Origin of the sequence: Cytobacillus sp. FSL R5-0569, from assembly GCF_038007265.1 — a bacterium.
In the GTDB taxonomy this organism is placed as follows: Bacteria; Bacillota; Bacilli; order Bacillales; family Cytobacillaceae; genus Cytobacillus; species Cytobacillus kochii.
Genome location: NZ_JBBOWW010000001.1, coordinates 54,011 through 67,220, shown reverse-complemented (window position 1 = coordinate 67,220; position 13,210 = coordinate 54,011). Strand labels below are relative to the sequence as shown.

Below are 13,210 nucleotides of genomic sequence, written 5' to 3'. Positions count from 1 at the left end.
CTTTCACTCTCCTTTACCCTAAAAAGTTCATTTAGTAACCTTTTTTCTTCGCTTCTTCCCAAAAACGATCCATTTCCTCCAGGCTCGCCTCTTTTAGATTCTTATCTAGTTTTTTCTCTATATATGAAAAACGATTGGTAAATTTCGTATTGGTTCGATGTAATGCTTCTTCTGGATTGATTTGATAATACCGAGCAATATTGATAAATGCAAATAATATATCACCAAATTCAATTATGCGATTGTCATTATTATTCTCGGCTTCCAATTGAAATTCTTTAATTTCTTCAAACACCTTATCCCACATTGGTTGGATGTTTTCCCAATCGAAACCGACCTTTGCAGCACGTTTTTGTAACTCTTCTGCACGCAACATGGCTGGATATGATTTTGGAACACCATCCAATATTGACGATGTTTTTTCGCCTTTTTCTTGTTTTTTCATTTCATTCCAGTTACGTAACGCTTCATCTACATCTTCTGCTGCTCTCTCCCCAAACACATGCGGATGTCTAAAAACCATTTTTTTAGAAAGACCTGCTATTACATCATGAATAGAGAAGTACCCTTCATCGTCTCCTATCTGGGCATGAAGCATAACTTGTAACAACACATCCCCTAGCTCTTCAATGATATGATCAATATCATCCTCTTCAATCGCTTCGATTAATTCATACGCTTCCTCGATTAAATACTTCTTCAAAGATTGATGTGTTTGTTTCTTATCCCACGGACATCCATTTGGACCTCTTAAGGTAGCAATGATTTCTTTCAGTTTAGGAAACGTTGGGTAAAGAATCGCTTCATTCGTAACGGGAGGGACATATACAGATGTTAAATTAGTTAAAGCTAAATCATGATCTAGTTCATAAAGTGGAACTTCTTTAATCACTTCTTCACTACTTCCGGCCGCTGTTACAATCTTTACTAAATAATCATCCGGTAAATAGTCCATTAACGTCAATTTTACTTCAGATGCAATGAATGCATCATATACTTGTCCGATAATCATATGTTGTGTAAGAACAAGTTCACTTCCCTTTAAGTCCGTACCATCTAATAGTGTAAAACCTTCAACTGGATCAACCCTTAACGCTTGGAACATGCTATCTAGAAAACTTTGGCCACCCTTAAATTCTAAATTAACTCCATACTCATCAGCCCGTTCAATGAGTAATTGTACCGTTTTTTCTGCTACAAGCGGGTGACCTGGCACAGCATAAACAATGTTTTCCACTTTTCCTTTTTCTAACAAAAGGGTGCTTATTTCTTCGTATACCTCTGCAAATTGATCATGTGATTCATAGATCTTGTCGAAGGATTCAAATAGCACTCCTTCTGCTGTTAATGCTGATACCACAGGATGTTCTTTTGTTCTTAAATAGACTTTATTAACACTGGTTAATAGCTTATATACTCCTAGTGGCAGTTGATTAAGATCTCCTGCTCCAAGGCCAATAACTGTTACCTTCATTATAAATAATTCTCCTTTATTTTACTTTTTGTGTCGGTTGTTTTTATCTTCTTTTCATAAAATGGAGAAGCTTTTCTCCAAAAGGTAACTGACGTAGTTCTGCTTCTGTAAATATGTTGCTGCGAATCGTAAGAAATAAATAAAGAATCGCACCGAGAGCAGCGCCGGTTAACGATTGAAAGGTAGCAAGTACTCTTCCACTCATGAATGAGAGTGCAGTAACAGAGAGATACAAATTTAAAAAAATCGTCATCAGAATAGCAGAACTAAGGATTGTCAATAACTCACGTACTGAAACAAGTTTGACACTTTGGTTCCATTTTAACCGAAACAGCAAAGCAATTACCATCAACGCTAACGCGATGTATGTGGCGTATACAGCCCCATATATTCCATAATGCGGTACAAATGAGGTATTCAGAAAGTACTTAATTCCCACTCCGATTAAAATCGTCCACGCTGGAAAAAAGCTATTTCCTAAACCTTGGTGTACGGCTGCCAAAGTAATCACAAGAGAGCTTAGTAAAATAACAATAGACATTAAACCTAGAACGGCTGATCCTTTATCATTTTCGAATAGCATGACATTTGTTTGACTCACAATCGCCCAAAGCCCAACTGAAGCGCCAACGCCAAATAGAAGGCTCACTCTAATGACCAATTGGATTTTTTCATTGAGTAGTTGAGGTTGCTGTATTTTTACGTATGTAAGAATTGGTACGAGCGATAAACTCATCGAAGTGGCAACAATAGAACCTAATTGAATAAGTGGCTGACCTCTGTCATATACACCCTTTAATGTCTTTGCTTCAATCTCAGAAAAACCCGATGTCGTCAGTAATGCATAAAGATTGAGGGCATCTGCTAACTGGATAAAAATGAGTAATAAACTACTCACACAAATAGCAAAGCTTTGGACAATAATCTCTTTAGACAGTTGAAAATACGAGCTAACACCCATGTGCTTCTGCCTTATTCTTGGTGCACTTTTCATTTCTTTTATAAAATAAAATAGCAAGATTGCAAAAGCTGCCAAAGAGGCTAAAATGACACCATAGTAAACTCCACCGCTAACAGAATAAATGGAAGCACCCATTTTAGTTAGTATATAAGCATAAAGTAAGATAAACAGCACTCGTAAAAGTTGTTCACTCACTTGAGAAACAGCTGTTGGCATCATATTTCCTTTTCCTTGAAAAAAACCTCTTAGCACTGATACAAGTGGTAATATTAAAAAACTAATAGCAACAATGCGCAAGGAATCAGCCAATTGTGGATCGTTCATATAGTAAGCTAAGGCATCCGCACTAAAATACATCGTTAAGCAACATATAATAGCAATCATTGATAACAATAATCCGGCAACTTTTAATAACCGCCGTCCACCTTCCTCACCATTCCTCGTTCTTTGCTCAATATATAGTTTTGAAATCACAACTGGAAAACCTGTTGTGGCTAAAACAAGAAAGATCCCATAAAAAGGGTACACTTGTTGATAAATATAAAACCCGATATCTCCTACTATGTTTTGGAAAGGAATACGATAAACCGCGCTCAACAATTTGACAATTATTCCTGCCGCAGTCAAAATAACCGCACCTTTCATTATACTCGTAGAAGTTTGATTGGTATCCAGAAGATATCTCCCCCTATAAGCACGACGATACCGCTTAACTATGAACTTCGAAATGTATTATAGCATATTCATTTAATTGATATTTGTCACTCGCTCCTTGCCTGAGGGAGGCATTTTAAATATTGAGGTGTAGTTTTGCGGTAAAAAGATGCTTAGCTATGATTTCTCCTTATGTTTAATCAAATCCTACTTGAATTTATCAATTTTTGAAGCATTTATTTGATATTTTCTGTCTTAATTATGATTTCTTCACGCTTGGGTTTCTCCAGACGTATTCCCCCTAGTGCTTCTTACCAAAAATCTCTTTGGTTTTTTGACTTCGTTACCATCTTAATCGGTCTTTTCAGAACGCGGCTCTTTTTTACCCGATTAAGAATTTCCAGTCGACTTCAGTTAAGGGGCTGATTCGTTTCCAACGGCATCTTACGGCAGATCATTTTCCTCTAACATTAGCAGCAGTCAGCTCCCGAAAGTCAATGTCTACACAAAAATAAAGCGAACAATCATCATTAAAAATATGATTGTTCGCACTAGATGACGCTAGAAAAGCTCCAGCTCATATTACCTATATACTATGATTCCATTTGTCTCGCTAAAAATCCAGCTGCGGTTTCGACGGATTTTTGTTCAACTGCACCAATGGTGTCATCTTTCGCAATGATTACGACTGCACCAATTGGATCGCCATTGGCTACTATGGGTCCTATTGTGTAAGATGCGACGGATTCTGTATGATTATCTACAATTGAAATTTCGCTTGATTGGGTCACAAGAACAGAGCTACGATCCTCCATTGTCTTCTCTACTAGAACACTAATACTCTTATTTAAGTAATCCTTCTTAGAGCCTCCTGCAACAGCGATATATGTATCTCTATCGCAAATTAAGACCGGATTTCCTAAGCTATCATATAATGCTTCTGCATATTCTTTTGCGAAGTCACTAAGCTCAGAGATAGGTGAGTATTTCTTTAAAATTACCTCTCCATCGCGGTCTACAAAAATCTCAAGTGGATCTCCTTCACGGATTCTTAAAGTTCTCCGGATTTCTTTAGGAATGACGACACGACCCAAATCATCAATACGACGAACAATACCTGTTGCTTTCATTCAACGTTGCCTCACTTTCATCTGATGATTAAATTACTGAAAAGAAAAAGCCGCTTAACTCTAACCGATCCATGGCCATTAGGACGATACAACGAGAATTCTTCCCATTTATTCCTTCACTAATGATACATATTTCCCTTTACAGATGATTTTCGGTTAAATCTAACTCAAACTACAGCTTTTGCTTTTCAAAATAGCTATGATTCATAAGGAAGATATCATGAATGCATCGCCATGTTTGAACTTAGTATCTTTCATAAGGAAAGTTATATACACGTCCAACTATTTTTTCTTTTAGGTGTGATTCATTCCAGAAAGGGATAAACATTCCATTTATGTGCTCTATCCTTGAAATACCCTTGTCCTTTCTCAATCAAACATTGCAATTCTTACAATAAAATTACCAATATTTTTCAACATTTACTTGGCTGTTTTTTCAGGAACCTTCTTTGTATCTTGTAATCCCTTCATAAAAGTGAATGCATTTTCTAACCATTCTTTCGTGGCAATTCCTTTTATATGGAGAACCGCTTTCAGTTTTTTCCCATCCATACCAAGCCCAATCATGCGACCAAATTGATTGCTAAGCTTGAATACTTTTTGCCCATCAGCTTCCACACTACCTTGCTCAGATAATAGGATAAGCACTTCATCTTTTGATTGCTTCACTAGTTCGACCCCAGCCACTTCTCCATATACTTTCATTTCAGCAATTTTAAATAAATACGCGACTTCTTCCGGATAATCACCAAATCGGTCAACCATCTCATCTTTCAATTCATCAATATCCTCAAGGCTCGTAATCCCACGGAAGCGTTTATACATTTCAATTTTTTGATGTCCATCAGAAATAAATGCATCTGGAATATAAGCATCAATTTCTAAATCAATTTCCATTGGCTCTTTTCTCGGCTCACCGCCCATGGATTCTTTCCTCTCTTCAATTGCTTCTTTCAGCATTTGTGAATATAGATCAAACCCAACAGAATCAATAAAGCCGTGTTGCTCCGCTCCAAGTAAATTACCTGCACCTCGAATCGTTAAATCTCGCATGGCAATTTTAAATCCAGAGCCAAGCTCCGTAAATTCTTTAATCGCCTGCAAACGTTTCTCTGCCACTTCTGTAAGGACTTTATCTTTACGATAGGTAAAGTACGCATAAGCAACACGGTTAGACCTACCTACCCTTCCTCGCAATTGATACAACTGAGATAAGCCCATGCGATCAGCATCATGAACAATTAATGTATTTACATTTGGTATATCTACACCAGTCTCAATTATCGTTGTACTTACTAAGACATCATATTCACCGTCGAAGAAACCAAGCATGACGCTCTCTAATTCATTCTCCGACATTTGACCATGTGCATAAGCGACCCTTGCATCAGGAACTATCATAGAGATTTCCTCTGCTTTACGCTCAATATCCTCCACGCGATTATAGAGGAAATAGACCTGACCACCACGTGCTAATTCTCGCTCGATTGCTTCCCTCACCAATACACCGTTATATTCCATCACATATGTTTGTACAGGAAAACGATTTTCAGGTGGTGTCTCAATAACGGATAAATCCCGAACGCCCAGCATCGACATATGCAATGTACGCGGAATTGGTGTCGCTGTTAATGTTAAAACATCGACATTGGTTTTTAATTTCTTGATTTTCTCTTTATGAGTAACACCAAACCTTTGTTCTTCGTCTATAATTAACAAACCGAGATCTCGATAAGTTAAATCTTTAGAAAGGATACGGTGAGTACCAACGACAACATCAACCGTCCCCGCTTTTAATCCTTTAATCGTTTCAGTTTGTTGTTTCTTCGTACGGAATCGACTCAACATACCGATTTTTACAGGGTAGTCTTGAAACCGCTCAAGCATCGTTTCATAATGCTGTTGTGCAAGGATCGTTGTTGGCACAAGAAAAGCAACTTGTTTACCATCAGCAACTGCTTTGAATATCGCTCGTATTGCCACTTCTGTTTTTCCATAACCCACGTCTCCACAAAGCAAACGGTCCATTGGTCTTTCTCTTTCCATATCTTTTTTAATCTCATTAATGGAACGAATTTGATCTTCTGTTTCTTGATATGGGAAAGCAGATTCAAACTCTCGCTGCATATCACTATCAGGGTTAAAAGCGTATCCTTTAGATGCTTCTCTTTCGGCATATAATTTAATAAGGTCATCGGCGATATCTTCAACAGAGGATTGGACTTTTTTCTTTACCTTCTTCCAATCGTTACCGCCAAGTTTATAAATCTTCGGTTCTTTTGATTCAGACCCTACATATTTTTGTACAAGGTCAATTTGTTCAACAGGAACATAAAGTTGATCACTACCTTGATAACGAATATTCAAATAATCTTTATGGACACCATTAATCTCTAAAGTTTCAATTCCTAAGTACTTCCCAATACCATGATTGACATGAACAACGTAATCACCAATCTTTAATTCCGAATAGCTCTTAATTCTTTCTGCATTGGAAAGTTTTTGTCTTCTCTGTTTCTTTCTTGTTTTATGATTAAATAGCTCTTCTTCTGTAATTACGGCAATCCGTTGATTATTAAGCTCAAAACCTGTTTGAATTGCCCCTTCTAAAATCTGAATTCTTCCTTGTGCAAGGAGAGAGTCCTGTTTGATGATAGCGGATTCAATATCATAATCCTCTAACACATTCTGCAATTTGTGAACCCGTTCTTCATCTACAGCAAGAAAAACAATAGCATAATTTCCTTTTTTCCAGCGATCAACCTCTGTTTTAAGCACATGCATTTGACCATGAAAATTTTGCATCGGCTTACAGGAGATATTAATAATATTTTGCGGATTTGTATTCGGTACATGTCGTAAAAATAAGGACATATAAACAATCGGATTTTTCTTAGTATACATTAGTTCTTTTAAAGAATGAGAAGTCACAACGTCGTGAATAATCTGTCCTTCTTCAAGTAGGTTCGTGTACCATTCTGCTTCTTCTTTATCAAGGGAATCATTCATTTCTTGTACACGACTGACTTCGTCTACAAAAATCAATCCGTTCGCAGGAAGATAGTCTATTAAACTACTGCCTCCCTCATAAGCAAGGGATAAATATTTATATAATTGCTCTGGTTTAGTACCAGTCTTTAATTGTTCTAATTCATAACCGATATTTTGTGTAAGGCTTTGTTTGGCTTGGTCATTTTTTAATTTTTTTAAGCTTTTACCCAATCCTGACTCTAAAGTATGAATAAGCCGCTCAAAATGTTCACCTTCCATTGGTGTTTCTGTAGCTGGCCCAATTAACACACGCTCAACCTTTGACTTTGAGCGCTGATCTTCTAAAGAAAAGAACCGGATAGAATCAACCTCGGTATCGAATAATTCAATCCTAATAGGGTCTGACTCTGTTAACGGATAAATATCAATAATACCACCGCGAACACTAAATTCACCTGGAGAGGACACCATCTCCACTCGACTGTAGCCCATTTGGATAAACTGATTTAATTGTTGTTCGGTTAGCTCATCGCCAACTTTTAACGTTAACTGAAGTTTGCTCCACAACTCTTTAGGTGGGAGGATCTTCTTTAACCCGGCCATAGGTACAATCATGACACCATCATTTGCTGACATCATATGGTTGAGTGTTTCAATTCTTTGCCCTTTTAATTCTGGGCTAGATATACTTAATTCAGCTGCAATTAACTCATTTGCAGGATACAAGAATACTTGCTCTTCTCCTAGAAGTTGTGTTAAATCATCATATAATTTTTGCGCTTGCAATAAATTGTGTGTTGTCACAAGTAAGGGACGTTTAGACTGTTCATATACTGCCGCCAGAAAAAGCGTTCTAGCTGAACCCGTTAAACCTGCCACCATTTGTTCATTTAACCCTTCATCTATGCCTGATAATACAGACAAGACCTCATCCTGTTGTGAAAATACTTTTTTAAGCCCTAACATGCAGTAATCCTCCTATTACAAAAAGCAACATCTCTCCCTCAACCTGAGAAAGCTACTACTCCCCTATTTGCTCTTCTTTTTAAATACATTTTTAAAGCACTTTAAGCTCCCTAAACCTCGTATAGGTTAGGAAGCCAAATTTTTCTTACTTACATGTTTATACTCACAAAGCATATAAATCATGCGTATTTTTTCAAACAATGGTTGTTAACTTTATATATTATTCGATTTTTATAAGAAAAGTCCCTCTATTATCGTACTAAACTTTTTTCCTATCTATCGAAAAGAGTATAAAGAAACAGAAAAATGCTTTGGAAAGTACTCCAAAGCTTTAATGAATAAGAAAGTCTTGCTGATAGTAGTCTGGATTACGCTCTAGTGATTCATGGCAATCCTCACAAATCGCCTTCACGTAAACGTTTCCTGAATTGTCATACTGGATCATTTCATGTCTTTCTTCTTCATTTAATTTATGAAAGCCTAATTGCTCTGCTTGAACCGTTTGTTTATCGACAGTCCCTAAAGATACCCCGCAATGGCGGCATGAGTAATGAATAGCCAACAATAACACTTCCCTTTATCCATCAATTGTCATTATTATTGACAGTTTGTTGGAAGGATATGCACAAGTCATTATATCATGATTGATTATATACATTCATGACTTGAAGGAAAGGTATATTTAACCATTCTTCACACGCATCAGTGCATTTATTAATAACGGCTTTCATTTCGTTCATTTCTTCTTCAGAAAACTTACCAAGTACATAATCGGGGACTTTCATTCCTTGAGGCGGACGATCTATCCCCACTCGGATGCGGTTAAATTCTTGCGTACCGATATGAGCAATCGTTGATTTAATCCCGTTATGTCCACCAGCACTTCCTTTTTGTCGCAAGCGAATCTTTCCAACCGGTAAATCTAAATCATCATAAATAACTACAATATCCTCTATCTCAATTTGAAAATAATCCATCAGTGGTCTAATGGATTCACCTGATAAATTCATATATGTAAGTGGTTTTAATAAAAAAACTTTTTCTCCTTTTACAAATCCAGCACCATACAATCCTTTAAACTTTGATTGATCAAGTGGAATGTCCCACTTTTTAGATAATTCATCGATCACATCAAATCCAATATTATGTCTTGTACGATCATAGGGCTTACCTGGATTACCTAACCCTACAAATAGTTTCACTAAGCACTTTCCCCCTTACCTCAAATAAGGACTGACCCATTGGTGCTCTGGTCAGTCCCCACCTTAGTTTGGTATTATTCTTTTTCGTTTATAACTTCCGGTTCTTCCACAACTTCCTCTTCTTGTGGTTCTTCTTCCACACGAGGAGGGAGGACGGAAAGAATCGTCTCTTCGGCGTCATGTTCAATTTCATACGAGGAGGCACCTTTTAAATCTTCAATAGTGACTACATCGTTTATCTCTAATTTAGAAATATCCACATCAATTGATTGCGGGATATTGCCAGGTGTACCGGTAACAGTAATCTCATGTAGCGCTTGTTGCAAGACCCCACCTTCTTTAACACCTGGTGAGTCACCGACCGTATTTACAGTAACTTCTGCTGTAATTTTTGTAGATTTATCTACAGATAATAAATCAGCATGTACCACTGTATTTTTTAATGGATCGGCTTGGTATTCTGTTAAGACGACATCTACTTTCTTACCATCAATATCGACTGAGAAGACTCCATTTCTACCAACTTCTTTAATCGTCTTAATAAAATCAGCCTCATTAAAGAATATTGGCTTACTCTCCATCTTCGTGCCATAAACAATTGCTGGAACATTACCATCTGCACGAATTTTAGTTAAAAATGAGTGACGAAACTCTTTTCTTTCCTTCGCTTCTAAAACAGTCATTCTAACGTCCCCTTTCAAAATTTAAGGCTTATTATTAAAAGATTCCCTAATTAACTGAAAGATAAACATCGCTCGACGTTTGTAAGCAAAATGTCCATTATTTAACTAAACGTAATGATCCGATAGATGGCATGATTTGTCAGAATTGTTTTAATCGAACAACACACTTACAGATTGCTCTTCGTGGACACGAATAATTGCTTCTCCAATAAGAGATGCAACAGATAGCTCGACGATTTTCCCTGTTTTCTTCTCTTCATCAAGAACAATAGAGTTAGTCACAACTAGCTCCTTAATTTGTGAGTTTTCAATACGGTCAATTGCCGGTCCAGATAAAACAGGGTGCGTACAGCAAGCATACACTTCTGCAGCTCCATTTTCTACAAGTGCATTTGCAGCTAAAGTGATTGTGCCAGCCGTATCGATAATATCATCAATAAGAATAGCTATTTTCCCCTCAATATTACCAACAATATTCATCACTTCTGCCACATTTGGTCTTGGACGGCGCTTATCAATGATGGCAATTGGCGCTTTTAATTGATCTGCCATCTTACGTGCTCTTGTTACACCACCATGGTCTGGAGAAACGACAACAATATCCCCTTCTACCTTGTTCTTGAAGTATTCAGATAGGATTGGTACACCCATTAAGTGATCGATTGGAATATCAAAGAATCCTTGAATTTGTGGAGCGTGCAAGTCGAGCGTAATCACACGTGTTGCGCCCGCTGTTTCTAATAAATTTGCAGCAAGTTTCGCAGTAATTGGCTCACGTGCACGCGCTTTACGGTCTTGGCGAGCATATCCATAATAAGGCATAACAATATTAATTGTTTTAGCAGATGCTCGTTTTAGGGCATCAATCATAATTAATAATTCCATTAAATGCTCATTTACTGGATTACTAGTTGATTGGATTACATACACATCACAGCCACGAATACTTTCTTCGATATTAATTTGGATTTCACCATCGCTAAAGCGCGTAACCGAACATTTACCTAATTCTACACCGATAAATTTAGCAATTTCACTGGCAAGTCCTTTATTTGAATTTAAAGTGAATACTTTTAAATTGGGATCTAAATACTGATTTGACATGATGCGCCTCCATAAATTTTTATTTCTTTTGATTTAATTGATCTACATAATTCTCTTTGTTTACTTGACGAGCACGTGCAATAGATAAGGCATTGCCTGGCACATCATCAGTAATCGTAGATCCAGCTGCAATATAAGCACCTTCACCAATTGTAACTGGTGCAACCAAGTTTGAGTTACAACCAACAAATACACCGTCTTCTATCTTTGTTAAATATTTGTTCTTTCCATCGTAGTTAACTGTTATCGAACCACAGCCTAAATTAACGTCTTTTCCGACCTCAGCATCACCAATATAACTTAAATGTGAAGCTTTACTACCCTTGCCAAACTTCGCTTTCTTTATTTCTACAAAGTTGCCAATTTTAACTTCATCATCAATTTGCGATTGCGGTCTAATATGGGCAAAGGGACCAATCTTTACTCCCGCACCAATTTCACTATCATGTGCCACTGATTGCCTTATGACCGTTTCACTGCCAACTTGACAGTTTTCAATCTGAGTAGAAGGACCAATCTCACAATCCTCACCAATAATGGTATGCCCCATCAACATAGTGCCAGGGTAAATAATTGTATCTGAACCAATCTCGACATCCACACCGATATAAGTATTTAATGGGTCAACAATTGTTACACCATTTCTCATATGATGTTCGTTGATACGTTTCTTTAAATACATCTCCGCTTGTGATAACGCCACCCGATCATTTACTCCTAAGGTTTCCTCGAAGTCAGGTGTTTGATACGCAGTAACGATTTCACCTTGGGCTTTTAAGATTTCAATGACATCAGGTAAATAATATTCACCTTGGGCATTATCATTAGATACTTGTGATAGCGCTTGGAATAAAGCTTTGTTATCAAAACAATAAGTTCCAGTGTTGATTTCTTCTATCAATCTTTCTTCTTCTGACGCATCCTTATGCTCGACAATTTTCTCTACATGACCAGCAGTATTCCTCACTACACGACCATAACCTGTCGGTTGACCAGTATGCGCTGTTAGTATAGTTGCTTTCGCAGATTGTTCTTCATGATGTTTAAATAACGCTTCCATTGTTTCTGCTTTGATTAATGGTGTATCTCCACAGATAACAAGCGTGACACCTTCTTTATCCTGCAACAAATCTTTCGCTTGAATAACGGCATGAGCCGTACCAAGCTGTTCTTCCTGCAACCGGTACTCACTCGCTTCTCCCAGCTGTGATTGAACTAGATCTGCTCCATGACCAATGACAGTTACAATATCTTTTATATCAAGTGTAGATACTTGATCAAAGACGTGCTGAACCATTGGTTTTCCACAAACAGGGTGTAGCACTTTATATAGCTTAGATTTCATCCGTGTACCCTGACCAGCAGCTAAAATGACCGCATATCGATTAGACATTTAAAGTCCTCCAATTAACCTTTTTATCCATTAAAAAATATATCCTAAATAGCATATGATTTCAAGGAATGAAAGGAAAGTACATATTTTTGTCAATTAGAATGACTTTTTCACACGTCTACACACCCCTATACATTTGAACTAATTTACACACAAAAAAAGAGCCCATACCTAAGATGTATGGACTCCTACCTGCGTGTCTATTTGTCTACGAAGCACCCGCTTCTTCAAATTCTACTTCCTCTAATTCACCTAAACGATGGTACTCTGCTAATACTGCTTCTTGGATTTTACCGCGAGTCCCGGAATTAATCGGATGAGCAATATCTCTAAACTCTCCATCCGGAGTACGTTTACTTGGCATCGCTACAAATAAGCCGTTATTACCATCAATGACACGAATATCATGAACGACAAATTCCTGATCCAAAGTAATAGATGCAATCGCCCTCATGCGGCCATCCGTATTAACGCGGCGTAATCTTACGTCAGTTACTTCCATTCTGTTCACCACCTTTTCCCAGTAGATAAAATCCTTTACTTACAATTCCACATATAATTGCAAACTCCTTCTTAATTAGAAAAAATATTTCGTAATTTTAGGACAAATGGATGATTTCCATTAAAATTCTTCCAAATACCATTTCCTTTT

General features: G+C 37.3%; 10 protein-coding genes. All 10 read right to left on the bottom strand.

Going from position 1 to position 13,210, the window contains the following annotated elements; genetic code table 11:
• Nucleotides 1-31 precede the first annotated feature (31 nt).
• Nucleotides 32-1,474 (bottom strand): nucleoside triphosphate pyrophosphohydrolase, encoded by a 1,443-nt coding sequence (mazG, locus tag MKX78_RS00320; protein ID WP_328200228.1) that lies wholly within the window; start codon nt 1,472-1,474, stop codon nt 32-34.
• A gap of 43 nt (nt 1,475-1,517) precedes the next feature.
• Nucleotides 1,518-3,080 carry a putative polysaccharide biosynthesis protein gene (locus MKX78_RS00315; RefSeq protein ID WP_322910616.1) on the bottom strand — a complete coding sequence of 521 codons (1,563 nt, stop codon included), beginning with the start codon at nt 3,078-3,080 and terminating at the stop codon, nt 1,518-1,520.
• Between the two features lie 602 nt (nt 3,081-3,682).
• Entirely contained in the window at nt 3,683-4,219 is a 537-nt protein-coding gene (spoVT, locus tag MKX78_RS00310; protein WP_341049297.1) for a stage V sporulation protein T, read from the bottom strand.
• 420 nt (nt 4,220-4,639) lie between these two features.
• On the bottom strand, nt 4,640-8,176 hold the full coding sequence (mfd, locus tag MKX78_RS00305; RefSeq protein ID WP_307319217.1) for a transcription-repair coupling factor: 3,537 nt from the start codon (nt 8,174-8,176) through the stop codon (nt 4,640-4,642).
• Nucleotides 8,177-8,507: 331 nt separating this feature from the next.
• Nucleotides 8,508-8,738: an anti-sigma-F factor Fin family protein gene (locus tag MKX78_RS00300; protein WP_095371280.1), complete on the bottom strand. Its 231-nt coding sequence runs from the start codon at nt 8,736-8,738 to the stop codon at nt 8,508-8,510.
• Between the two features lie 76 nt (nt 8,739-8,814).
• Entirely contained in the window at nt 8,815-9,378 is a 564-nt protein-coding gene (gene pth / locus MKX78_RS00295; RefSeq protein WP_095371281.1) for an aminoacyl-tRNA hydrolase, read from the bottom strand.
• Nucleotides 9,379-9,452: 74 nt separating this feature from the next.
• Nucleotides 9,453-10,061: a 50S ribosomal protein L25/general stress protein Ctc gene (locus tag MKX78_RS00290; RefSeq protein WP_095371282.1), complete on the bottom strand. Its 609-nt coding sequence runs from the start codon at nt 10,059-10,061 to the stop codon at nt 9,453-9,455.
• Nucleotides 10,062-10,211: 150 nt separating this feature from the next.
• The gene (locus MKX78_RS00285; RefSeq protein WP_095371283.1) at nt 10,212-11,165 is read right to left on the bottom strand and encodes a ribose-phosphate diphosphokinase; all 954 of its coding nucleotides are present in this window, start codon (nt 11,163-11,165) and stop codon (nt 10,212-10,214) included.
• 19 nt (nt 11,166-11,184) lie between these two features.
• Nucleotides 11,185-12,558 (bottom strand): bifunctional UDP-N-acetylglucosamine diphosphorylase/glucosamine-1-phosphate N-acetyltransferase GlmU, encoded by a 1,374-nt coding sequence (glmU, locus tag MKX78_RS00280; protein WP_095371284.1) that lies wholly within the window; start codon nt 12,556-12,558, stop codon nt 11,185-11,187.
• A 208-nt stretch (nt 12,559-12,766) separates the two neighbouring features.
• Nucleotides 12,767-13,060: a septation regulator SpoVG gene (spoVG, locus tag MKX78_RS00275; RefSeq protein WP_095371285.1), complete on the bottom strand. Its 294-nt coding sequence runs from the start codon at nt 13,058-13,060 to the stop codon at nt 12,767-12,769.
• Nucleotides 13,061-13,210: the final 150 nt, after the last annotated feature.

Bases quoted from the DNA above. Each gene is read 5' to 3' on its own strand.
- mazG (WP_328200228.1), bottom strand. From the start codon at position 1,474: ATGAAGGTAACAGTTATTGGCCTTGGAGCAGGAGATCTTAATCAACTG.
- spoVG (WP_095371285.1), bottom strand. From the start codon at position 13,060: ATGGAAGTAACTGACGTAAGATTACGCCGCGTTAATACGGATGGCCGC.
- MKX78_RS00290 (WP_095371282.1), bottom strand. From the start codon at position 10,061: ATGACTGTTTTAGAAGCGAAGGAAAGAAAAGAGTTTCGTCACTCATTT.
- spoVT (WP_341049297.1), bottom strand. From the start codon at position 4,219: ATGAAAGCAACAGGTATTGTTCGTCGTATTGATGATTTGGGTCGTGTC.
- MKX78_RS00315 (WP_322910616.1), bottom strand. From the start codon at position 3,080: ATGAAAGGTGCGGTTATTTTGACTGCGGCAGGAATAATTGTCAAATTG.
- mfd (WP_307319217.1), bottom strand. From the start codon at position 8,176: ATGTTAGGGCTTAAAAAAGTATTTTCACAACAGGATGAGGTCTTGTCT.
- MKX78_RS00285 (WP_095371283.1), bottom strand. From the start codon at position 11,165: ATGTCAAATCAGTATTTAGATCCCAATTTAAAAGTATTCACTTTAAAT.
- glmU (WP_095371284.1), bottom strand. From the start codon at position 12,558: ATGTCTAATCGATATGCGGTCATTTTAGCTGCTGGTCAGGGTACACGG.